This window comes from Rhodobacter xanthinilyticus (genome assembly GCF_001856665.1).
In the GTDB taxonomy this organism is placed as follows: Bacteria; Pseudomonadota; Alphaproteobacteria; order Rhodobacterales; family Rhodobacteraceae; genus Rhodobacter; species Rhodobacter xanthinilyticus.
Genome location: NZ_CP017781.1, coordinates 2,013,389 through 2,036,922, shown reverse-complemented (window position 1 = coordinate 2,036,922; position 23,534 = coordinate 2,013,389). Strand labels below are relative to the sequence as shown.

The window sequence follows — 23,534 nt, the reverse complement described above, 5'->3', positions numbered from 1 at the left end:
CAGAAGCCCCGTTTTGATCGCGATTTGCGGACAATCTTTGTGGTGAATTGTTCAGCGATTGGCACGAATGCGATACAGGGACGGAAACCGCGGGGGCGGGCGGGCTGTTTCCGGGGCGGCAACAGTCGGTCCGGGCGGGCTGCGGGCGGGGCGGGGCGGCGGCAGGGTTAAGGCGCCGTTAGTCTTCATTCACCGCAGATTCACCTTAAATTGAAGCAAAGTCAGCGCTTCCGTGAGGAAACAATCGGGAACGAAGCAGGGCCGAAATTGGGCGCGGCCCCCCGCAAATGCGGCGAGGCGGGGCGATATCTGGGCATTTTCGTGGCAAATTCTCCTTCCCCCGGCGTCAGCCACGCGGTAATTTGATCCTGCCCGATTGGGGGGCAAAATGGCCATGGGGGTGGCCAGTGAAGAGTTGAAGGCACTTCCGGGTGCCTGTTGTCGAAGGTGCTGCCAGAGAACGAGGCGCTGCTGCTTGGTTCTTGATGTGATCGGGACGGAACATGCTTTCGCATGAGTCCCTTGCTGCGCCCTCAGCCGACAGGCGTCGCTCCTTCTCTTTTCAAGTTCATTTTGCGGGCCTTGACCGGCCTTGCGGGGATTTCACTGGCGCTGCCAATCGCGCCGATCAAACGGCGTGCGATTGCCAGATCGCAGGGCGGTGAAGGAGAGGGTTGAGATGACGTTCTTTATCAACTGGTACAACTCGGCGCCCGATGCGCGCAACGACGTGGCGAGCACCGATTTCAATTCGGCGGTGACGATCGCGGTTCTGAAGAACGACACGGACCCGAATTGTGACAAGCTCACCGTCACCAAGGTGACCGACCCGCTCGGCGGCACCGCCTCGATCAACGCCGACGGCACCGTGACCTTCACGCCCGATGCGGGCTTCGTCGGCACGACCTCCTTCTCCTACACCATCTCCGACGGCAAAGGCGGCTATGATACCGCGACCGTCTCGGTCACCGTCTGCGAGCCGGAAAGCGACGGGATCGTGTCGGGCACCGCGGGCGATGACCTGATCGACGGGGCCTATACGGGCGACCCCGATGGCGACATGGTGGACCACAAGGATGCGATCCTCGCGGGCTATGCGGGCGATGATGACCTGATCAAGGCCGGCGCGGGCAATGACACCGTGATCGCGGGCGCGGGCAATGACGACGTTTACGGCGAAGATGGCGATGACTCGCTTTCGGGCGGCGCGGGGGCGGATTACCTCTCGGGCGGCGCGGGCGATGACACGCTCTCGGGCGGCGCGGGCAATGACACGTTCAACGGCGGCACCGGCCTCGACATCATCGATTACTCGAATTCGACCGCGGGGGTGAATGTCAACCTCGGCACCTCCGTGCTCTCGGGCGGCGAAGCCTCGGGCGATGTGATCGAATCGGGCGTCGATGGCGTGCTTGGCTCGGGCTATGCCGATACGCTGACCGGCTTCGACCATCAGGGCACCTCGGCGGCCGACACCTATACCAACGTCTTCTACGGCAATGGCGGCGATGACATCATCTCCGGCGCCGGCGGCGACGACAGCCTCTATGGCGGCGCCGATGATGACAGCATCTCGGGCGGCACCGGCAATGATTACATCGAGGGCGATGGCGCCTCTCACGATGCGGGCACCGGCGCGGGCACCGAGCTCACGCTCGACTGGTCGGATCTGGGCGCGTCGGGCTGCGGGCTGAGCTCGGGCGCGTCGGTCGATACCGGCGGCGTCAAGGTCACCTTCGGCTTCCAGGCGCAGGATTCCGGCGCGACCGCCTCGGTCACCAATGAGGTGCAATATGTCGAGAGCGGCGACGGGCTCGACGCGGCGGGCGGGCTGAAGCTCTACGGCTGCGGCGGCGAGGGCGGGGTCGACAACACCTCGACCACCACGATGACCTTCTCCTCGACCAACGCCGCCTATGGCGACGCGGTCACCGATGTCAGCTTCCGCATCAATGACATCGATATCGGCACCTCGGCCGATTACCACCAGGATATCGTCACCGTTCACGCCTATGACGCAGACGGCAACGAGCTGCCGGTGACCTATACGCTCGAGGGCGGCCAGACCGTCTCGGGCAACACGATCACCGGCCATGATGTCGACAGCGGCACGATTTCCTCGGCCTCGGCGACCGGCTCGGTGCTGGTGCAGATCGACGGCGCGGTGGCGAAGATCGTTGTCGATTACGACAATGGCGGCAATACCGATCAGGCGATCTACCTGACCGATGTGAATTTCTCGACCACCTCGGCGACCGATGACGACGGCGAGGAGGGCGATGACACGCTCGACGGCGGCGAGGGCGACGACACGATCCTCGGCCAGGGCGGCAATGACCTGCTGACCGGCGGCGCGGGGGCGGACAGCCTCTCGGGCGGCGCCGACCGCGACGTGATCCACGCCGATGCGGGCGATACCGTCGACGGCGGCGCGGCGGGCGATGATTACGACACGCTCGATCTGACCGGCCAGGGCACCTACCGGGTGGTCAACACCACCCAAGACAGCAACGGCAACGGCCTCGACGGCACCGTCGAATTCCTCGACGCGACCGGCGCGGTCACCGGCTCGGTAGCCTTCACCGAGATCGAGGCCATCCTGGGCGACAATGCGGCGCCCGATGCGGTCGATGATACCGCCAGCACCGCCTATAACACCCCGGTCACTGTCGCGGTTCTCGGCAATGACAGCGACCCTGATGGCGACACGCTGAGCGTCACCGGCGCGACCTCGGCCAATGGCACCGTCAAGATCAACCCCGATGGCTCGATCACCTTCACCCCGGCGACCGGCTTCACCGGCGTGGCCGAGGTCGATTACACGATCTCGGACGGGCAGGGCGGCGTCGATACCGCGACGGCCTATATCACCGTGGCGGGCCCGGCGCTCGACGGCGTGGTCGAGGGCACCGCAGGCGCCGATCTGATCGACACAGCCTATACCGGCGACCCGGAAGGCGACCGGATCGACAATAATGACGCGCTCCTGCCCGGCGAAGCGCCGCAGGACGATATCGTGCAGGCCGGCGCGGGCAATGACACGGTCTATGCCGGGCTCGGCAATGACGATGTCTACGGCGAAGACGGCGACGACAAGCTCTATGGCGGCGACGGCGACGACAAGCTCGACGGCGGCGCGGGCAATGACCTGCTCGACGGCGGGCCGGGGGCCGATACGCTGCTGGGCGGGCTCGGCAACGACACGCTGATGGGCGCCGAGGGCGGCGATTATCTCGACGGTGGCGAGGGCAATGACTCGATCACCGGCGGCACCGATGCCGATACGATCCTCGGCGGCGCGGGGGCGGATACGCTGCGCGGCAATGCCGGCGACGATACGATCACCGGCGATGCGGGCAATGACACGATCGACGGCGGCGACGGCGATGACAGCCTCTCGGGCGGCGCCGACAATGACAAGATCGACGGCGAAGCGGGCGATGACACGATCCTCGGCGGGCTCGGCAACGACACGATCACCGGCGCGACCGGCAATGATCTGGTCGATGGCGGCGACGGCGCGGATTACATCAACACCGCGAACGGCTCCTATGCGCCCGACCGCGGCTACCCGGGCTTCTTCGCCGGCGACACCAACCCGAGCGACGATCTCGACACGGTCATCGGCGGCGCGGGCAATGACACGATCCTCACCGGCGATGACGCCGACAGCATCGACGGCGGCACCGGCGATGACAGCATCGACGCGGGCTGCGATGACGACACCGTCACCGGCGGCGCGGGCAACGACTTCATCGTCGGCGCCGAGGGCTCGGATCTGATCGACGGCGGCGACGGCAATGACACGATCTATGCCGGCCTGACCCCGAACTACCCCGATGCGCTCAACATCCCCGACGCGACCGATCTCGTGCAGGACAATGGCATGGACACCGTCCATGGCGGCGCCGGCAATGACGTGATCTATGGCGGCGACGACGATGACGCGCTCTATGGCGATGCGGGCAACGATTACATCGACGGCGGCATCGACGAGGACACGATCTCGGGCGGCACCGGCAACGACACGATCCTCGGCGGCCAGGGCGCGGACCTGCTCTCGGGCGATGACGACCGCGATACCTTCGTCGTCTCGACCGCCGAAGCCGGCGCGGGCGACTTCGTCGACGGCGGCGAGGGCGGCGACGACTTCGACGTGCTCGACCTGACCGGCGCGGGCCCGGTGAACATCATCTATGCCAACGACAACCCGGAAAACGGCACCGTCCAGTTCCTCGATACCGATGGCAATGTGGTCGGCACGCTCGATTTCGTGAATATCGAGAATGTCATCACCGACGGCGGTGACGGGATCGTCGAGGGCACCGATGGCGCCGATCTGATCGACTACAGCTATACCGGCGACCCGGAAGGCGACATGATCGATCACAACGACGCTCTGCTCGCCGGCGAAGCGCCCAATGACGACATCGTTGTCGCGGGCGCGGGCAATGACACGATCTACGCCGGCGCGGGCGATGACGATATCTATGCCGGCGCGGGCAATGACGTGGCCCATGGTGGCGATCAGAACGACATCATCCGCGGCGAAGACGGCAATGACACGCTCTTTGGCGAGGGCGGCCGCGATACGCTCGAGGGCGGCGCGGGCGATGACAGCCTGTCGGGCGGCTATGACGAGGACAGCCTCTCGGGCGGCACCGGCAACGACACGCTCGATGGCGGCGATGCGCGCGATACGCTCGAGGGCGGCGCGGGCAATGACTCGATCCTCGGCGGCGAGGGCGATGACCTGCTCTCCGGCAACGAGGGCAATGACACGCTCGACGGCGGCACCGGTCAGGACACGATCTACGCCGGCGCGAACGACGACGTGGCCTCGGGCGGCGAGGGCGATGACCGGCTCTATGGCGAGGACGGCAATGACTATCTGACCGGCGGTCAGGGTCAGGACAGCCTCGACGGCGGCGCGGGCGACGATACGCTGATCGGCGGCGACGGCGTCGACACGCTCTTCGGCGGTCAGGACAGCGATACCTTCATCGTGACCTCGGCCAATGACGGCAACCACGACCTCGTCGATGGCGACGAAGACGCCGATGGCAGCGACTGGGACGTGCTCGATCTCTCGGGCGTCGGCCAGGGCAACTTCAACATCATCTACTCGACGCCGGACCACGAGAACGGCACCGTGCAGTTCCTCGATAGCTGGGGCAATGTCACCGGCTCGATGAACTTCGCCAATATCGAGCAGATCGTTCCCTGCTTCACGCCGGGCACCCTGATCGCGACCCCGAAGGGCGAGCGTCTGGTGGAAGAGCTGCAGGTCGGCGACCGGGTGATCACCCGCGACAACGGCATCCAGGAGATCCGCTGGGTCGGCCGGCGCGACCTGAACCGCGCCGAACTGATCGCCGCGCCGCATCTGCGCCCGGTGATGATCCGCGCGGGCTCGCTCGGCAACGGTCTGCCCGAGCGCGACATGCTGGTCTCGCCCAACCACCGGATGCTGGTCGCCAATGAGCGCACCTCGCTCTACTTCGAGGAGCACGAGGTTCTGGTCTCGGCCAAGCATCTCGTCGACAACCGCGGCGTGATGGCGGTGGAAACGCTGGGCACCAGCTACCTCCACTTCATGTTCGACCGTCACGAAGTGGTGCTCGGTAACGGCGCCTGGACCGAGAGCTTCCAGCCCGGCGATCAGACCCTCGGCGCGATGGGCAATGCCCAGCGCAACGAGATCTTCGAGATCTTCCCCGAGCTGAAGACCGAAACCGGCATCGAGGCTTACGGCGCGGCCCGCAAGACCCTCAAGCGCCACGAAGCCAAGCTCCTGCTCGGCTGATCCAAGAGACGATATGGGGGCATCGGCGCCCGGGGGGCTTTCCCCCCGGGCCCTTTCCCGTTCCCGCTGGGGAAACTCTGATATTCGGGTCTTTATGACAACTTCGAGGCAATTTGGATTTTATTAAGGCTTTTCGTGGAGTATGGTTGCATTGGGGGCGCACGATGTCTTGGAACCCCAAGATGGATGGGCGTTAAGATGACTGCAACCGACCTGCGACTGAGCCTTGAGGGCGATTTGAGCTTCCGGACGCGCCTTGAGGGCGGGTTTGCCGAGCGTGGCGACAGCGCCACGCGGGAGCTTCGCTTCATCTTCTCGGATTACGACCTCGCCGACGGCGTGGTGCAGGCGCGTGATCGCAACAGCAATCGTGTCTTTTCGGGAACCTTGAGCGCTTTCTCCGGCGCGGTTCCCTGCTTTACCCCCGCCACCCAGATCGCAACGGGCCAAGGCCTGATCGCGGTCGAAGATCTGGTGCCGGGGATGCGCGTGGTGACGCGCGACAACGGGTTGCAAACCGTCCGCTGGGTCGGGCGCCGTCGCTTCGGCTGGCGTGCGCTGGGCCTGATCCCGGCGTTGCGACCCATCAAGATCCGGGCTGGCGCGCTCGGGAACGGCTTGCCGGAACGCGATATGGTGGTCTCTCCCAACCATCGCTTCCTGACGCAAAGCCCGCTCCCGTGGGACCGCGGCGAAGGTCTTGTGCAGGCCAAGGATATGACCGTATTCGACGGGGTGACCTCTGACACCCGCCCCGAAGTCGAGTATGTGCAGATCCTGTGCGACCGGCATGAGCTTTTGCTGGCGGATGGCTGCTGGTCCGAGAGCTTCCGGCCGACCCGCGCCTCGCTGCCGCTTCTGAGCGAAGCCGATGCGACAGGGTTGCTGGAGGTCCTGCCTGAGCTCGCTCAGACCGATCCGGCCTATCAGGGCGTGCGCCCCGATCTGGTCGCCGATCCCGGGCTCGCAACGGCCTGACGGCCGGGCAGGGGAACGCCTGCCCGGCCGGCCAACCACCCGCTCCGACCTCGCCCGCGCCGCCACCGGGCCGCGCGTTGCCCTGCGGGCGCCACAATCTCGCCGTTCAATTAACCTTACCGCGTCCCAAAACCGTCCGCTTCCGTCGCCATAACGATCCCACGTTCCGAGGGAGGTCGGGGCGCGTGAGGGTGTGATGGCGACGATTACCGGAAACAGTTTTGGCAATACTTTGAACGGCACGGCCGATGCCGACACGATCACCGGCCTTGGCGGCAACGACCGTCTGACCGGCTATGCGGGCGACGATCTTCTCGACGGCGGCACCGGCAATGACACGCTCGACGGCGGGGATGGCAATGATTCCCTCCTCGGCGGCGATGGCACCGATTCGATCCTCGGCGGCACCGGCAATGACACGATCGAGGGCGGCGCCGGCAACGACACGATCCGCGCCGGCGCGGGCGATGATGTCTGGTTCGCCGGCGACAGCCTCTCGGGCACCGATCTCGTCTATCTCGAGGACGGCAATGACCTCGCCTATGTCGGCTGGTTCACCGCAGGCTCGCCCGACACGATCGACGGCGGCACCGGCAATGACACGATCTCGCTCCAGTCGATCCCCGACACGACCGATTTCGGCATCACCCTCAACGATGACGGCACCTCGACGACGATCCTCTTCGGCACCGTCGTCAACAATTTCGAAAACGTCATCGGCAACGGCGCGAACAACGCGCTGACTGGCAATTCCGCGGCCAACTCCCTCTCGGGGCTCGCGGGTAACGACACGCTCGTCGGCAATGCTGGCAATGATACGCTCGATGGCGGCACCGGCGCCGATAGCCTTTCGGGCGGCGCCGACAATGACACGCTGATCGGCGGCGACGGCAACGATACGCTCGATGGCGGCACGGGCAATGACTGGCTCACCGGCGATACCGGCGCGGATAGCCTGCTCGGCGGCGATGGCAACGACACGCTCCTCGGCGGCGCCGATAATGACACGCTCTCGGGCGATGCGGGCAATGACACGCTTTCGGGCGGCACCGGCAATGATGCGCTCTATGGCGGCACCGGCAATGACACGCTCGCGGGCGGCGCCGGGGCGGATATCCTGTCGGGCGGCTCCGGGATGGACTACGCCGATTACACCGCCTCGGGCAGCGGCGTGTCGGTCAACCTCGCCGCCGGCACCGGCGCGGGGGGCGATGCGGCGGGCGACAGTCTCTCGGGTATCGACGGGATCTACGGCTCGGCCCATGACGACACGCTGATCGGCTTTGACGGCGAGGTCACCTCGGGCACCGATGCCTATACCAACGTGTTCTACGGCGGCGCGGGCAATGATTACATGGACGGCGCCGGCGGCTCCGATTCGCTTTACGGCGATGAGGGCAATGACACGATCCTCGGCGGCGCGGGCAATGACCTCGTCGCGGGCGGCACCGGCAATGATTCGCTCGACGGCGGCAGCGGCAACGATACGGTCGATGGCGGCGATGGCGATGACACGGTTCTCGGCGGGGCGGGCGATGACGCGCTCACCGGCGGGGCGGGCAATGACCTGCTCTATGGCGGGGCTGGCGCCGATACGATCACCGGCGGCGCGGGCTCCGATACGATCGTCATCTATGCGGGCGAGTCGGCGGGCGATGTCATCATCGGCGCCGAGGATGCCGATAGCAGCGATTACGACGTGCTCGAGCTGCATGGCGATTACACCGTCGTGCGCGACCCGAACGACTGGGAGAGCGGCACGATCCTGTGGGCGGATGGCTCGACGACCTCCTTCCAGAATATCGAGAAAATCATCCCCTGTTTCACCCCCGGCACGCTGATCGAGACCCGTCGCGGGCCGGTCGCGGTCGAAGATCTGGCGCCGGGCGACCGGGTCTTGACCCGCGACAACGGCTATCAGCCGATCCGCTGGATCGGCCAGCGCGCGCTCGGGCCCGCCGATCTCGTGCTGCGCCCGCAGCTTCAGCCGGTGCGAATCGCGCGCGGTGCGCTCTCCGCCAACGAGCCCGAGGCCGATCTGATCGTCTCGCCGCAGCACCGGATGCTGCTCTCCGGCTCGCGCGCCGAGCTGTTCTTCGGCGAGCCCGAGGTGCTGGCCGCGGCGCTCCACATGGTCGGCCGGCCCGGCATCACGCGCCTGACCTGCGCGCGCGTGACCTATCTGCACCTGCTCTTCGACAGCCACGAAATCATCCGCGCAAACGGCGCCTGGACCGAGAGCTATCAGCCCGGCAAGGCCACGCTCGGCGCGATGAGCGACCCGCAGCGCAAGGAAATTCTCGATATTTTCCCGGAGCTTGCCGAGATCGAGGCGGAGAATGGCTGGGCCGCGGCGCGGCTCTCGCTGAAGGCCCATGAGGTGCGGCTGATGCTCGCGGCCTGAGCGGATTGTGGCCTGCGTGCCGCAGATCGGGCCCGGCGGGGGCGGTCTCACAGCGCCGTGAATTGACCGGGCCCCGCGGCGGGCGCATCTAGAGCTTACCGAAAATAAAAACAACTCGGGCAGTTCAGAAAAAATGGCACAATCCGCCTACCACACCTCCGCCGGGGGGTTCGATTATATTGGTCTGCGCAAGGGCGCGCGGGGCGCCGTCGAGATCGTCTATGACGATGGCGTGGCGCGGCGCCGGGTCTGGCGCGTTTTGGGCGCGGTGAGCGAAAACCAGCTCGGCGATGCGATCGCGCGCGCGGCGCGGCAGGTCAAGGTGCTGCCCGCGCTCTATGACGAGCTGCGCAAGCGCTCGATCTCGGTGGAAGCGGTCCTGCATTAAGATCGCTCCCCAAGGCATTGTTTTGTAAATAAAAAAGAGGCCGGGCAAAGCCCGGCCAAGGAAGAGGATCCGACAGGGGACTGCGGGTCCTTTGGGAGTTAGAAGAGCCGGCGCGCCTCGCGCGTGGCTCTGGTCGTATCAAGCCCGACATCGGCCAAGAGCCGCGCATCGAGCCGCCCGAGGGCGCGGCGGCTGCGCAGGCGCGCCAGCCAATCCGCAACCTGCCGGCGCAGGGTCTTCGCCGGGACGCGGGCGGAGAACGGGCGGTGCAGCGACGGGCTGAACATGGGGCACCTTTTCTGTATTGATACAATCCGGGGATCTCTGATAGGTTGACCCTATCCGAGGGATACAATGCAATCCAGAGAAACATTGTGACAGATACAAGTTGGGCGCCGAACCTGGTGGCGCAAACCGGGCCGAAATATCTCTCGCTGGTGCGGGCGCTGCGAGAAGGCGTGCGGCGGGGCGATCTCGCGCCGGGCACGCGCCTGCCGACGGTGCGAAATCTGGCGTGGAAACTGGGGGTTACGCCCGGCACCGTGGCGCGGGCCTATCAGATCGCGACGCAGGAGGGGCTCCTGGAGGCGGCCGTCGGGCGGGGCACGTTTGTATCGACACAATCGCGCCGCCTCGGCCCGACCGAGCCGCTCTACCGCCATCCGCTCACCGACCCGAATGATGACGACGGCGTCGTCGATCTCCGCTCGCCGCAGCTCCCCGATGTCGGCCAGGTCGCCGCGCTCGCGCAGGCGATGGCCGAGGCCGCGGGCGAAATCGGCCGGCAATATCTCGAATATCCGGGCCTGCGCCGCGACCGCTATTGCCGCGAGGCCGCGCTCGACTGGTTCGAGGGCTATTCGATCGCCGGGCAGATCGACGCCGATGACCTCGTGCTGACCCATGGCGGGCAAAACGGCATCAATATCGTCATGCAATGCTGCCTGCGCGGCGACCGGCCGGTGGTGTTTTGCGAAGAGCTCGCCTATCCGGGCTTCCGCCATGCCGCGCGGCTCAATCGCGCCGAGGTGGTTCCGATCGCGCTCGATGCCGAGGGGATGGTGCCCGAGGCGCTCGAGGCGGCCTGCCGGCGCCATGGCGGGCAGATGGTCTGCATCACGCCCGATGCGCAGAACCCGACCACCGCGCGGATGTCGAACGCGCGCCGCCACGCGATCGCCGAGGTCGCGCGGCGCCATGATCTGCAGATCATCGAGGATGATTGCTATACCGCGCCGGTGTCCGGGCTCGACAGCCTGCGGGTGATCGCGCCCGAGCGCGCCTGGCATGTGACCTCGCTCTCGAAGACGATCTCGGCGGGGATGCGCTTTGGCATCGTGGTGGCGCCCGAGGGGATGGGCGAGGCCGGGCGGCTGACGGCGCAGCACGCTTTCTTCGGCCTGCCGCGGCCGGTGACCGATATCATCACGCGGCTCTTCCGCTCGGGCGAGGCGATGCGGCTGCGGCACGCGGCGCAGGAGGTGATGTCGCGGCGGCTGCAGATGGTGGTGCAGGCCTTTGGCGATCAGGATATCGGCTGGCAGCCGGGGCTGAGCTTCATCTGGCTCCGCCTGCCGACCGGCTGGCGCGGCTCGACCTTCGCGCGGGTGGCGGAGGCCGAAGGGGTGCTCTTGCGCTCGGCCGATGAATATGTGCTCCAGGATGGCCATGCGCCGAATGCGGTGCGGATCGCCATGGCGGGGGGCGTGCCCGAGGAGCGATTCCAGCGCGCAATCTCGCGGCTCGTGCGGATCCTGGAGAAGCCGCCGCTCGATCTGCCGGTGTAGGGGGCGCTGCCCCCTCGGCCCTTCGGGCCTCACCCCCGGGATATTTCGGCATCGTTGAAGGGGGAGGGATCCCTTTGGTTTCAACGATGTCCAAATATCCCGGGGGGTGAATTTGCGCAGCAAAGAGGGGGGCAGCGCCCCCCTTTTCTTATCGTCTCACTCGGCGCGGGCGGCGCGTTTGCGCTCATGCGGGTCGAGGTGGCGTTTGCGCAGGCGCACGATCTTCGGCGTGACCTCGACCAGTTCGTCGTCGTTGATATAGGCGATCGCCTCTTCGAGCGACATCCGCACCGGGGGCGTGAGGCGCACGGCTTCGTCGGTGCCGCTCGCGCGGACGTTGGTCAGCTTCTTGCCCTTGAGCGGGTTCACCTCGAGATCGTTGTCGCGCGAATGTTCGCCGATGATCATGCCGGTATAGACCTGCTCCTGCGCGCCGATGAACAGCTTGCCGCGCTCTTCGAGGTTCCACAGCGCATAGGCCACCGAGACGCCGTTCTCCATCGAGATCAGCACGCCCTGGCGGCGGCCCTGGATCGCGCCTTTATAGGGCGCCCAGCTGTGGAAGATGCGGTTCAGCACGCCGTTGCCGCGGGTGTCGGTCATGAACTCGCCCTGGTAGCCGATCAGGCCGCGCGAGGGCACATGGGCGACGATGCGGGTCTTGCCGTGGCCGGCGGGGCGCATCTCGACCAGATCGCCCTTGCGGTTGCCGGTCAGCTTCTCGATCACCACGCCCGAGAATTCGTCATCGACATCGACGATGACCTCTTCGATCGGCTCGAGCCGCTCGCCGCCTTCCTCGCGGAAGATCACGCGCGGGCGCGAGATCGAGAGCTCAAAGCCCTCGCGGCGCATGTTCTCGATCAGAACGCCCATCTGAAGTTCGCCGCGGCCCGAGACGATGAAGGCCTCGCCGCCGGGGGTATCCTCGACGCGGATCGCGACATTGGTCTCGGCCTCTTTCATCAGGCGCTCGCGGATCACGCGCGATTGCACCTTGGTGCCGTCCTTGCCCGCGAGCGGGCTGTCGTTGATGCCGAAGGTGACCGAGATCGTCGGCGGGTCGATCGGCTGCGAGGGCAGGGCGGTCTCGACATCGAGCGCGCAGAGCGTATCGGCGACGGTCGCTTTCGACATGCCCGCGATCGAGACGATATCGCCCGCGACGGCTTCGTCGATCGGCTGTTGGGTCAGGCCGCGGAAGGCGAGGATCTTGGTGCAGCGGAACTGCTCGAGCTTTTCGCCCTCGCGCGAGAGCGCCTTGAGCGGATCGCCCACTTTCAGCGTGCCGGCCTCAACGCGCCCGGTCAGGATGCGGCCGATGAACGGATCGGCGCCGAGCGTGGTGGCGAGCATCTGGAAGGGCTCGTCGGCGCGGAATTCCTGTTTCGGGGGTTCGACATGTTCGAGGATCAGATCGAACAGCGCCGAGAGATCCTTGCGCGGCCCGTCGAGCTCCAGATCCGCCCAGCCGCCGATGCCCGAGGCATAGACATGCGGGAAATCGAGCTGCTGATCGGTGGCGCCGAGGTTGGCGAAGAGGTCGAAGACCTCGTTGAGCGCGCGGTCGGGTTCGGCGGCGGGCTTGTCGACCTTGTTGAGCACCACGATCGGGCGCAGGCCGAGGGCGAGCGCCTTGGAGGTGACGAATTTCGTCTGCGGCATCGGGCCTTCGGCGGCGTCGACGAGCAGGCACACGCCGTCGACCATGCTGAGGATCCGCTCCACCTCGCCGCCGAAATCGGCGTGGCCGGGGGTGTCGACGATATTGATGCGCGTGCCCTTCCATTCGACCGAGGTCGCCTTGGCGAGGATGGTGATGCCGCGTTCACGTTCGATGTCGTTGCTGTCCATCGCGCGTTCGGCGACGGCCTGGTTCTCGCGGAACGCGCCGGATTGCTTGAGGAGTTGGTCGACGAGCGTGGTCTTGCCGTGGTCGACGTGTGCGATGATCGCGATATTGCGAATGTCCATTGGTCCGCCTGTTCGTGGTTTGGGGCGGCCATAGCCGAAACCGCCCGCTTGCGCCAGCCTCAATGGCTGGCAGAGTTGGAAAACAGGTTGATGACAAGGATTCCGGCGATAATCAGCGCGATTCCGGCGATTGCCGCCCAATCGAGGCGCTGTCCGAAGATCAGCCAGCCCGAGCCCGCGATCAGCACCATGCCGATCCCCGACCACATCGCATAGGTGATGCCGAGCGGCAGCACCTTGAGCACCAGCGTGAAGAAGTAAAACGCGCCGGCAAAGCCGAAGACCACGCCGACGGTTGGCCAGAAGCGGGTGAATTGCTGGCTGGCTTGCAGACAGCTCGAGCCGAAGGTCTCGAACATCACGGCGATCAGGAGGAAGAGATAGGTGCGCATCAGGTCACGATATACCAGTCTCGGCGGTGATTGAAAGCGATCACGAAATTCAGGATCACCGCGCCAAGGAGCGACCAGGCGACGCGGTCCCAGGGCAGGAAGGCGAGGGCGAGCGCAAAGAGCGCGAGGTCGTGGATGAGCTGCGTCCAGCCGGCCTTGAAGCCGAAGCGGTCTTGCAAGATCACCGCCACGATCGAGACGCCGCCGAGCGAGCCCGAATGGCGAAAGAGCCCCAAAAGCCCGACGCCCGCCGAGACCCCAAAGAGCGCCGCCGCCACGCCCGGCTGGATCTGGCCGACGGTGAAGAGCGGTTTGAGCGCCTCGGCCATCAGCGAGACCAGCGTCACCGTGGTCAGGCTTTTCAGGCAGAAGGTCAGCCCCCGCGCCCAATAGGCAAAGCCGTAAAACGGGATATTGATGAGGAAGAACACCGCCCCGAAGCTCCAGCCGGTGATATAGGACAGGATCAGGGCCAGACCGGCGGTGCCGCCGGTGACAAGCCCCGCCGCGCGCAAGAGGTGGATCCCCAGCGCGGCTTGGGTGGAGGCCAGGATCAGCCCCTGGATATCCTCGAAGAGGGTGTAATGTTTGTTGGGGGCAAGGTCAGCACTCATGACCTAACTCTGCCGCAAGCCGCGCGCGCTGTCCAGAGGGCGCGCGGGCGGGCGGGGTTGCGCGGCGCGCAGGGCTCGTCAGGCGATATAGCGGTCGCGGCGGTGGTTCATCGCGATCACGAGGTTGAGCACCAGCGCGCCGAGGAACGACCAGGCCACCGTCGTCAGATCGCGCAGGCTGAGCGCGATGGCAAAGACGCAGGCGTCGAAAATGAGCTGCGTCCAACCCGCCTTGAAGCCGGTTTTATCCTGCAGATACAAGGCCATGATCCCCACGCCGCCGAGCGAGGCGCCATGCCGGAAAAGCGCCAGCAGCGCCGAGCCCGAGATGAAGCCGATCAGCACCGCGCCAAGGAGCGGGTTGAGCGTGGCAAAGCTCACATAATTCGGCAGCACCATCGAGAGCCCCGACAAAAGCGCCACCGAGGCGAAGGTCTTGAGCACGAAGATGCCGCCCAGCCGGCGATAGCCGAACCAGTAGAACGGCAGGTTGACCGCGAAGAACACCGGCCCGAAGCCCCAGCCGGTCGCATAGGAGATCAGGATCGCGAGCCCCGCCGTCTGGCCGGTGACGAAGCCCAGATGGGTCAGCATCACGATGCCAAAAGCCGCCATCACCCCGCCATAGGCGAGGCCCTGGGCATCGTCGAGCAGCGTGTGGCGGGCGGGGTTTTCGGGGGTGATCTCGGTCATGGCCCTCTCTCTCACGGCGCGGGGGCGCTCGCAAGGGGCGGGTGGGGCCGGGCGGTTTCGTTTCTTCTTGGCCCAAATACGCCCTGCGACGCGGGGGCCCGGGCGTTGCTTGCGTATTTTTGCCAAGAAGAAGGGCTGTTACGAAATCGCCGCAGGGGCGCGGCGCGCGGTGACAGGGAAATAAGGGGTTGCGCCGACTCGCCCGCGCGGGGATCGTCTCGCCATCCGGCAATTTCAGACAGGAGGGCGGATCATGACCAGTCTCGCATTCGCCCCGACCGCCGGGTGGCTCAAGACCCGCGCCGCGACCTATCTGGTCGCTGCAACTGGCAAGCCTGTCGCGCCCGCGTATCGACGCGCCCGCCGACAGGCCTGATCCGAGCCCGGGGCGCCACGCCCCTGACAGCCTCGTCTGACCCTTCCGCCCGGTCTCTCTCTCCCGTCAGGGTCGCTTTGGTCCGGGCTTTCCAACCCCCAAAATGAGGCCGGCGCCCGCCGGAGATCCCATGACCGGAACCGACCCTTTGGCACCCTTTGGCGCACCCCTTGAAGAGATCATCGCGCATTTCGGCCTGCACCGGGTGCTTCTTGCGGCGCTTGGCGCGCAGATTGCGCGCCACCGCGCGCGGCCGCTTTCGAGCCTTGTCGCGCTCGATGATCACTTGCGGCGCGACATCGGCCTGCCGCCGAAAGCGGCCTCGCCGCCGCCGCTGCCAGATGTCCTCACCCATCTGAGGTGAAACGAAAAAGGCCGGCGCAGGCGCGCCGGCCCCCCTCCCGCGCGGCGGCCTCCTCAGCCCGCCAGCGCCTTGTTCAGATATTCGTCGACCTTCTCGAGGAAGCCCATCGTGGTGAGCCATTTCTGATCCGGGCCGACGAGAAGCGCGAGATCCTTGGTCATGAACCCGTCCTCGACGCAGGCCACGCAGACCTTCTCGAGCGTCTCGGCAAAGCGCGCGAGCTGCGCGTTGCCATCGAGTTTCGCGCGGTGCTTGAGCCCGCCCGTCCAAGCGTAGATCGAGGCGATCGAGTTCGTCGAGGTCTGCTTGCCCGCCTGATGCTGGCGGTAGTGGCGCGTCACCGTGCCATGCGCGGCCTCGGCCTCGACGGTCTTGCCATCGGGCGTCATCAGCACCGAGGTCATCAGCCCGAGCGAGCCGAACCCTTGGGCCACCGTATCCGATTGCACATCGCCGTCGTAGTTCTTGCAGGCCCAGACATAGCCGCCCGACCATTTCAGGCAAGACGCCACCATGTCGTCGATCAGCCGGTGCTCATACCAGATGCCCTTGGCCTTGAAGGCTTCAGCGAATTCCTCCTCATAGACCTTCTGGAACAGGTCCTTGAAGCGGCCGTCATAGGCCTTGAGGATGGTGTTTTTCGTCGAGAGATAGACCGGCCAGCCGAGGTTCAGGCCGTAATTGAGCGAGGCGCGGGCGAAATCGAGGATCGAGGCGTCGAGGTTGTACATGCCCATGTAAACACCCGCGTCGGGCGCGTCATAGACCTCGCGCTCGATCGCCGTGCCATCCTCGCCGACGAATTTCATCGACAGTTTCCCCTTGCCGGGGAAGCGGAAATCGGTGGCTTTGTATTGATCGCCAAAGGCGTGGCGGCCGACGACGATCGGCTTGGTCCAGCCGGGCACCAGACGCGGCACGTTGCGGCAGATGATCGGCTGGCGGAAGATCACGCCGCCGAGTATGTTGCGGATCGTGCCGTTGGGCGATTTCCACATCTGCTTGAGGCCGAATTCCTCGACGCGCTGCTCGTCGGGGGTGATGGTGGCGCATTTCACGCCGACGCCATATTCCTTGATCGCATTGGCCGCATCGATGGTGATCTGGTCGTTGGTGCGATCGCGCTCCTCGATGCCGAGGTCGTAATATTTCAGATCAATGTCCAGATAGGGCAGGATCAGCTTTTGCTTGATGAAATCCCAGATGATCCGGGTCATCTCATCGCCGTCGAGCTCGACAACGGGGTTCTCAACCTTGATCTTCGTCATGCGTGGCTTCCTCGGTTGGGTGACTCACTCGCTGGCGTGTCATAGCGCATTTTGACGCAGGGTTCCAGTCATTGTATGCAATTGCATACCGAAATTTGCGCCACCCCCCCTTTGGCGCGCATGGCGGGGTGGGACGCTCCGCGGGGGATATTTGGGGCAAGATGAAAGGGAGAGGGCTCCGCTCTTTCATCTTGCCAAAAATATCCCCGCCGGAGGCATCCGACCTCAGGTCCGGGTGGGCCAATCGAGAGGGTGGAGTGGCCGGGCTCAGCGGCCGCGGGCGGTGAACCAGGGGCGGATGCGCGCCTGCACTGCCGCCCAGACGCCGGGCAGCCCGCGCGCGATCTTGGCGCCGACGCGGGTTTCGAGCTGGTCCCAGCTCACATCATATTCGAGCCAGGAGCCGCCGCCGCCGGCGAGGTTGAGCATCACCGGCTGCACCCGGTCGAGCGATTTCGCATAGATCGCGGTGGGGGTTTCGGCGGCCTCGAACTCGTGCCAGAGCGCATGGAGATCGTCGCCCAAGGGCTTGGGAAGAAGGCCAAAAATCCGCTCGGCGGCTTTCGCCTCGGCGGCCTGGATTGCGGTGGAGGAATGCGCCGTGCCGCCTTGCGAATGGATCGGCACATCGCCCAGGTCGATCTCGACGAGATCATGGATCAGGAGCATCTTGACCGCGCGCATCACATCGACGCCGGGCGCGGCCTGATCGGCCAGAACCAGCGCATAGAGCGCCAGCGTCCAGCTATGTTCGGCCGAATTCTCGCGGCGCGAATTATCGGCGACGGGGGTCGCGCGGCTCACCGATTTGAGCTTCTCGATCTCGAGAAGGAAGGCGAATTCCTTGTCGAGGGGCGCGCTCATTCGCCCTGGCTCTCGGCTTCGGCGCGGCGCTGGCGCAGCACCTGTTCGAGATAGGCGCGGCCGCGCTGCTCGGAGAGGCGCAGCCGGCAGGAGGTCATGAAGGCCTCCTGCAACGATGGCGAGGAGGTGCCGATCACCTTGCCGACATCCATGTAGAGCCGGTCATCGCCGAGCTCGGCCATCGCCGCCATCGTATCGGCGGCGAGGGCATCGGCGAGCTCGTCGAGCAGCGCCATCAGCGCGAGCCTTCCGTCAGGCGGCGCTTCACATAGCTCTGCACCGTGTCGATCATCGGCTTCATATGCGCCTCGTCATCCTTGAAGAAGTGGTCCGCGCCCTCGACCTCTTCATGGGTGATGGTGATGCCCTTTTGCTCGCGCAGCTTCGACACGAGGTTGGCGGTATCCTTCGGCGGCGCCACGCGGTCAGCCGAGCCGTTGATGATCAGCCCCGAGGAGGGGCAGGGCGCGAGGAAGGAGAAATCATACATGTTCGCCGGCGGCGCGACCGAGATGAAGCCGGTGATCTCGGGGCGACGCATCAGCAACTGCATGCCGATCCAGGCGCCGAAGGAGAAGCCCGCGACCCAGCAATGTTTCGAATTCGGGTTCATCGCCTGCAGGTAATCGAGCGCCGAGGCCGCATCCGAGAGCTCGCCGATGCCCTGATCATATTCGCCCTGGCTGCGGCCGACGCCACGGAAGTTGAACCGCAGCACCGTGAAGCCGATCTTGTGGAAGGCATAATGCAGATTATAGACGACACGGTTGTTCATCGTGCCGCCGAATTGCGGGTCGGGGTGCAAGATGATGGCGATCGGCGCGTCGGGGGCGGGCTGCGGGTGATAGCGGCCCTCGAGGCGACCTTCGGGACCGGGGAAAATGACTTCGGGCATCGTCTCTCGCTGCGATCTCATCTCTGCCCCGGGGTGCGACGGCGCGCTAACTTGACGCTTTCGCTCGGACACCCTAGGACGGAAGTACCCGGCGGGATGCCGGGAATTCGGGTGTTCAGGAGTTAAGCGGCCAAGCGCGCGGCGTCAATGGCCGGGCCCGTTTTTGCGGGCAATCAGGCCGCGGCGGGGGAGGCTGAGATGAAACTTTCGACCAAAGGGCGCTATGCGATCGTGGCGCTGGTGGATCTGGCGATCGCGGGGGCCGATCAGATGACCTCGCTCGCGGCGATCTCGAAGCGGCAGGATATCTCGCTGCCCTATCTCGAACAGCTCTTCGTGCGGCTGCGGCGCGCAGGGCTCGTGGTCTCGGTGCGCGGGCCGGGGGGCGGCTATCGGCTGGCGCGCGCGCCCGAGGAGATCCGCATCTCCGATGTCTTCGAGGCGGTCGATGAGACGGTCTCGGCGCTGCATGTGGGCGCGGGGGCCTCGGGGGGGGTGTGCGGCTCGCGCGCGCAATCGCTCTCGAACCGGCTCTGGGAAAGCCTCTCGGCGCAGGTCTTCGTGTTCCTGCATCAGACGACGCTCGCCGATGTGGTGAAAAACGGGCTCAAACCCTGCCCGGCGGTGCCCTCGCTCTTTTCGGTGGTGGACGAATGAGCCTCCGGCGCGCCTCTGGGGGAGGTCGGACGCCTCCGGCGGGGGCGTATTTGGGCCAAGAAGAAACCCGGGGGCTTTCGCAACTTTCCCGTTTCTTCTTGGTACAAATACGCAAATTCAGCGAAATGGCCGGGTGCGCGGCTTGGGGGGCGTGATGCGTCCGCGGCTCTATCTCGATTGGAATGCCACGACGCCTTTGCGCGCCGAGGCGCGGGCGGCGATGATCGCGGCGATGGATCTCGTCGGCAATCCGTCTTCGGTTCATGCCGAGGGGCGCGCGGCCAAGGGGCTGTTGGAGCGGGCGCGCGCGCAGGTGGCGGCGGCGCTTGGCGCCGAGGGGCAGGATGTGATTTTCACCTCCGGCACGACCGAGGCGGCGGCGCTTGCGCTCGAGGGCAAGGGCTTTGCCTGCGGTGCGGTCGAGCATGATGCGGTTTCGGCCTGGTGCGTGGCGGATCTGCCGGTCGACGGCTATGGGCGGGTCGCGGTGGCCGAGCCTGCGCGCACGGCTTTGCAGCTTGCCAATTCCGAGACCGGGGTGATCCAGGATCTGCCGGCGGGTTTGGCGGTCTCTGACCTGACCCAGGCCTTTGGGAAAATTCCCTTTGCGTTCAACTGGCTCGGTTGCACGGCGGGGCTGGTCTCGGCGCATAAGCTCGGCGGGCCGAAGGGGGTTGGGGCGCTTGTGGTGCGGCGCGGCACCGAGGTTGCGGCGCGTCTGCGGGGCGGCGGGCAGGAGATGGGCCGCCGCGCGGGCACCGAGAACATCCTTGGCGCGGTGGGCTTTGGGGCCGCGGCCGAGGCGGCGGCGCGCGATCTGGCCAATGGGGTTTGGGAGGAAGTTGCCGAAATTAGAAATATTCTAAAAGAGGCACTGGAAAACCCGACAAAAGACCTCTATTTTCCCGGCTGGGAGACAGCGACAGGGGAGATCGGGACGCCGCCGGCGATCCTGCCCAATACACTGTCGGTTGTCACGCCCGGCTGGAAGGGGGAGACGCAGGTGATGCGGCTCGACCTGATGGGATATGCGGTGTCGGCCGGTTCGGCCTGCTCCTCTGGCAAGGTCCGCGCGAGCCGGGTGCTTACCGCGATGGGCTGGCCCGAGGCGGCGGCGGGTTCGGCGCTCCGGATCTCGATCGGCCCGGGGGTGACACGGGAAGAGGTATTGCGCTTTGCCGAGGACTTCGGCGCGGCACGTGAAAAACATCGCGCAAAAGTCTGACGCGGAAAGGAAAATGATGGTGGAGCAAGAGCTGGAGATCCGCGAGGGCGTGGACCGGGAAACGGTTGAGACCGTGGCCAACATGGGCTCCTACAAATATGGCTGGGAGACCGAGATCGAGATGGATTATGCCCCGAAGGGCATTTCCGAGGAGATCGTGCGGCTGATCTCGGCCAAGAATGACGAGCCCGAGTGGATGCTCGAGTGGCGGCTCGCGGCCTATCGGCGCTGGGTCACGATGGAGGAGCCGCAGTGGGCGCTCCTCGATGTGCCGAAGATCGACTATCAGGATCTCTACTATTACGCGCGCCCGAAAAGCATGGCGAAGAAGCCCAAATCGCTCGACGAGGTCGATCCGAAGCTCTTGGCGACCTATGAAAAGCTCGGCATCCCGCTGAAGGAGCAGATGATCCTCGCCGGGATCGAGGGCGCCGAGAACATCGTCGAGGGCGAGCGTCAGGTCGCGGTCGATGCGGTGTTCGATTCGGTCTCGGTCGGCACCACCTTCAAGGCCAAGCTCGCCGAGGCGGGGGTGATCTTCTGCTCGATCTCCGAGGCGATCAAGGAGCACCCGGAGCTGGTGAAGAAATACCTCGGCTCGGTCGTGCCGCAATCGGACAATTTCTTCGCGACGCTGAATTCGGCCGTGTTTTCCGACGGGTCCTTCGTCTACATCCCGCCGGGCACGCGCTGCCCGATGGAGCTCTCGACCTATTTCCGGATCAACGCCGAGAACACCGGGCAGTTCGAGCGCACGCTGATCGTGGCCGACCGGGGCGCCTATGTGTCCTATCTCGAAGGCTGCACCGCGCCCAAGCGCGACACCGCCCAGCTCCATGCCGCGGTGGTCGAGATCGTCATCCTCGAGGATGCCGAGGTCAAATATTCGACCGTGCAGAACTGGTTCCCCGGCGATGAAGAGGGCAAGGGCGGGATCTACAATTTCGTCACCAAACGCGCCGATTGCCGCGAGGCCCGCGCCAAGGTGATGTGGACCCAGGTCGAGACCGGCTCGGCGATCACCTGGAAATATCCGTCGTGCATCCTGCGCGGCGATGAATCCCAGGGCGAGTTCTACTCGATCGCGATCGCCAACAACTACCAGCAGGCCGATACCGGCACCAAGATGATCCACCTCGGGCGCGACACGCGCTCGCGGATCGTCTCGAAGGGGATCTCGGCGGGGCGCGCGCAAAACACCTATCGCGGGCTCGTCACCATGCACCCGAAGGCGAAGAATTCGCGCAACTATACCCAGTGCGACAGCCTGCTGATCGGCGACAAATGCGGCGCCCATACCGTGCCCTATATCGAGGTGAAGAACAATTCGAGCCGCGTCGAGCACGAGGCCACCACCTCGAAGGTCGATGACGATCAGCTCTTCTACTGCCGCGCGCGCGGCGTGGGCGAGGAAGAGGCGGTGGCGCTGGTCGTCAACGGCTTCTGCCGCGAGGTGTTGCAGGCGCTGCCGATGGAATTCGCCATGGAGGCGCAATCGCTGGTGGCGATCTCGCTGGAGGGGTCGGTCGGGTGAGACAGACCGTCGCAGGTCACGGCTTTTGCCTCGATTTGCCTAAATTCGGGCAAATTCAGGCGCTTAACCTTTCCTCGGGACGACCGGGGGAAGGGCTTGGCCATGGCGGTATCGACAACCACGTTCAACGAGCGGCTGCGGCGCATCGAGGCCGAGCGCGCGCGCGCCAAGGGGCGGATCCTGCTCCATGTGGGCGGCGAGGAGATCGCGGTGCGCTCGCTGGCCGAGATCGCGCCGGAGATCTGCGCCGAGAAACCGCGCCGGTTCGGGGCGGTCAAGGTGGTGCTGGCCTTTGCGCTCGGGGCGCTGGCGGTGGCGCTCGCGGTCGCGCTCAAGGTGCGCTTCATGCCGGTCTCGGTCGAGCAGGCGCTGAGCTTCGGCGAGGGGCAGACGGTGGTGATGCTGGCGCTCGGCGCGGGGCTGTCGTTTGTCTTGACCTTTGCCTTCGGGCTGCGGGGCGGGGCGGCGATGACCGGGCAGATGCTCGGCGTGGTGCTTGCCGTCTCGGCGCTGCACAACCTCGCCTTCTGGGCGCCCGGCGCGGCGGAGATGCTCTTCACCAAGGATTGGGTCGAGGTGCAGCGCGTCTCGGCGGTGCCCGATTCGCTGATCTTCCGGGGCGTGGTCTACACGCTCTGAGCGCCCGGCCCGCGGGCCTTGGGGGCGCGCGATGAGCGGCGCGCCCAAACCCGGCCTCTCGGCTGCGCCCGCCGCCGCGCAGGCGCCCGCGCTGACCTTGCCGCCGGCCGAGGCCGAGGCGCTTGGCGCGGCCTATGGGGCGGCCGAGGTGATCTTGGAATATGGCTCGGGCGGCTCGACGGCGCTCGCCGCCGCGATGCCCGGCAAGCGGATCTTCTCGGTCGAGAGCGATGCGGCCTGGGCGGCGGGGCTTGGCGCGTGGTTCGCCGCCAACCCCGGCGCGAGCCCGGTCACGCTGCATCACGCCGATATCGGCCCGACGAAGGACTGGGGCCACCCGGTCAATGCCGCCGCCTTCCGGCGCTGGCCGCTCTATGCGCTCTCGGTCTGGGATCGGGAGGATTTCGTCCACCCCGATGTGGTTTTCGTCGACGGGCGCTTCCGCGCGGCCTGTTTCCTGACCACGCTTTTCCGCATCACCCGGCCGGTCACGCTGCTGTGGGACGATTACGCCGACCGCCCCGCCTATCACGAGATGGAAGATTTCGCCCCGCGCACGGGGTTGATCGGCCGCATGGCCATCTTCGATCTCACCCCCGCCCCCATCCCGGCCGATCGCCTCGGCCAGATCTTGCAAACCTATCTCCGACCGCTCTGAGCGGCGCCGAAACGGGAC

The 23,534-nt window shown here is 65.9% G+C and carries 21 protein-coding genes; 12 read left to right on the top strand and 9 right to left on the bottom strand.

Annotated elements, in window-relative coordinates:
• The first annotated feature begins 679 nt into the window (after window positions 1–679).
• From LPB142_RS18470 to LPB142_RS09975, 4 genes are all read left to right on the top strand, one after another.
• Window positions 680–5,806, top strand: a complete 5,127-nt coding sequence (locus tag LPB142_RS18470) for a Hint domain-containing protein (RefSeq protein ID WP_083392658.1) — start codon at window positions 680–682, stop codon at window positions 5,804–5,806.
• Between the two features lie 198 nt (window positions 5,807–6,004).
• Window positions 6,005–6,784: a Hint domain-containing protein gene (locus tag LPB142_RS09985; RefSeq protein ID WP_071166282.1), complete on the top strand. Its 780-nt coding sequence runs from the start codon at window positions 6,005–6,007 to the stop codon at window positions 6,782–6,784.
• Between the two features lie 196 nt (window positions 6,785–6,980).
• Entirely contained in the window at window positions 6,981–9,188 is a 2,208-nt protein-coding gene (locus LPB142_RS19815) for a Hint domain-containing protein (protein ID WP_083392656.1), read from the top strand.
• A 133-nt stretch (window positions 9,189–9,321) separates the two neighbouring features.
• A complete protein-coding gene (locus tag LPB142_RS09975; RefSeq protein ID WP_068766991.1) occupies window positions 9,322–9,576 on the top strand; it encodes a hypothetical protein in 255 nt (84 codons plus the stop codon).
• A 98-nt stretch (window positions 9,577–9,674) separates the two neighbouring features.
• Here the strand turns inward: LPB142_RS09975 and LPB142_RS09970 are convergent, their stop codons facing one another.
• Window positions 9,675–9,863: a DUF1127 domain-containing protein gene (locus LPB142_RS09970; RefSeq protein WP_068766990.1), complete on the bottom strand. Its 189-nt coding sequence runs from the start codon at window positions 9,861–9,863 to the stop codon at window positions 9,675–9,677.
• 87 nt (window positions 9,864–9,950) lie between these two features.
• Between LPB142_RS09970 and LPB142_RS09965 the strand changes: the two genes are divergently transcribed.
• A complete protein-coding gene (locus tag LPB142_RS09965; RefSeq protein WP_071166280.1) occupies window positions 9,951–11,363 on the top strand; it encodes an aminotransferase-like domain-containing protein in 1,413 nt (470 codons plus the stop codon).
• Between the two features lie 156 nt (window positions 11,364–11,519).
• Here LPB142_RS09965 and typA read toward each other — a convergent pair whose 3' ends face one another.
• From typA to LPB142_RS09945, 4 genes are all read right to left on the bottom strand, one after another.
• A complete protein-coding gene (typA, locus tag LPB142_RS09960; protein WP_071166279.1) occupies window positions 11,520–13,337 on the bottom strand; it encodes a translational GTPase TypA in 1,818 nt (605 codons plus the stop codon).
• 59 nt (window positions 13,338–13,396) lie between these two features.
• Entirely contained in the window at window positions 13,397–13,729 is a 333-nt protein-coding gene (locus tag LPB142_RS09955; RefSeq protein WP_068766987.1) for a DMT family transporter, read from the bottom strand.
• The gene (locus tag LPB142_RS09950) at window positions 13,729–14,343 is read right to left on the bottom strand and encodes a YitT family protein (protein WP_071166278.1); all 615 of its coding nucleotides are present in this window, start codon (window positions 14,341–14,343) and stop codon (window positions 13,729–13,731) included. The genes LPB142_RS09955 and LPB142_RS09950 overlap by 1 nt, the downstream gene beginning before the upstream one ends.
• 78 nt (window positions 14,344–14,421) lie before the next feature.
• Window positions 14,422–15,036 (bottom strand): YitT family protein, encoded by a 615-nt coding sequence (locus LPB142_RS09945; protein WP_071166277.1) that lies wholly within the window; start codon window positions 15,034–15,036, stop codon window positions 14,422–14,424.
• Between the two features lie 253 nt (window positions 15,037–15,289).
• Here LPB142_RS09945 and LPB142_RS19810 point away from each other — a divergent pair, with 253 nt between their 5' ends.
• Both LPB142_RS19810 and LPB142_RS09940 read left to right on the top strand, forming a co-directional pair.
• A complete protein-coding gene (locus LPB142_RS19810) occupies window positions 15,290–15,412 on the top strand; it encodes a hypothetical protein (protein WP_269635308.1) in 123 nt (40 codons plus the stop codon).
• A 130-nt stretch (window positions 15,413–15,542) separates the two neighbouring features.
• Window positions 15,543–15,776: a hypothetical protein gene (locus LPB142_RS09940; protein ID WP_071166276.1), complete on the top strand. Its 234-nt coding sequence runs from the start codon at window positions 15,543–15,545 to the stop codon at window positions 15,774–15,776.
• Window positions 15,777–15,829: 53 nt separating this feature from the next.
• On the opposite strand, the gene LPB142_RS09935 is transcribed toward LPB142_RS09940, so the two are convergent.
• The 4 genes from LPB142_RS09935 to LPB142_RS09920 all read right to left on the bottom strand — a co-directional run bounded on the left by LPB142_RS09935 (window position 15,830) and on the right by LPB142_RS09920 (window position 18,803).
• Window positions 15,830–17,044, bottom strand: coding sequence for an NADP-dependent isocitrate dehydrogenase (locus LPB142_RS09935; protein ID WP_068766983.1), 1,215 nt, complete (start codon window positions 17,042–17,044; stop codon window positions 15,830–15,832).
• Window positions 17,045–17,311: 267 nt separating this feature from the next.
• Window positions 17,312–17,908 carry an HD domain-containing protein gene (locus tag LPB142_RS09930; RefSeq protein ID WP_071166275.1) on the bottom strand — a complete coding sequence of 199 codons (597 nt, stop codon included), beginning with the start codon at window positions 17,906–17,908 and terminating at the stop codon, window positions 17,312–17,314.
• A complete protein-coding gene (locus tag LPB142_RS09925; RefSeq protein ID WP_071166274.1) occupies window positions 17,905–18,144 on the bottom strand; it encodes a hypothetical protein in 240 nt (79 codons plus the stop codon). Before LPB142_RS09925 ends, LPB142_RS09930 begins: the two co-directional genes overlap by 4 nt.
• The gene (locus LPB142_RS09920; RefSeq protein ID WP_071166273.1) at window positions 18,144–18,803 is read right to left on the bottom strand and encodes an alpha/beta hydrolase; all 660 of its coding nucleotides are present in this window, start codon (window positions 18,801–18,803) and stop codon (window positions 18,144–18,146) included. The genes LPB142_RS09925 and LPB142_RS09920 overlap by 1 nt, the downstream gene beginning before the upstream one ends.
• Before the next feature lie 198 nt (window positions 18,804–19,001).
• On the opposite strand from LPB142_RS09920, the gene LPB142_RS09915 reads away from it, so the two are divergent.
• From LPB142_RS09915 to LPB142_RS09895, 5 genes are all read left to right on the top strand, one after another.
• Window positions 19,002–19,460, top strand: a complete 459-nt coding sequence (locus tag LPB142_RS09915) for a Fe-S cluster assembly transcriptional regulator IscR (protein ID WP_071167211.1) — start codon at window positions 19,002–19,004, stop codon at window positions 19,458–19,460.
• A gap of 154 nt (window positions 19,461–19,614) precedes the next feature.
• Entirely contained in the window at window positions 19,615–20,685 is a 1,071-nt protein-coding gene (locus LPB142_RS09910; RefSeq protein WP_068766978.1) for a cysteine desulfurase family protein, read from the top strand.
• A 13-nt stretch (window positions 20,686–20,698) separates the two neighbouring features.
• Entirely contained in the window at window positions 20,699–22,219 is a 1,521-nt protein-coding gene (gene sufB / locus LPB142_RS09905; protein ID WP_071166272.1) for a Fe-S cluster assembly protein SufB, read from the top strand.
• A gap of 102 nt (window positions 22,220–22,321) precedes the next feature.
• Window positions 22,322–22,858, top strand: coding sequence for a hypothetical protein (locus tag LPB142_RS09900; protein WP_071166271.1), 537 nt, complete (start codon window positions 22,322–22,324; stop codon window positions 22,856–22,858).
• A 31-nt stretch (window positions 22,859–22,889) separates the two neighbouring features.
• Window positions 22,890–23,516, top strand: coding sequence for a hypothetical protein (locus LPB142_RS09895; RefSeq protein ID WP_068766975.1), 627 nt, complete (start codon window positions 22,890–22,892; stop codon window positions 23,514–23,516).
• Window positions 23,517–23,534: the final 18 nt, after the last annotated feature.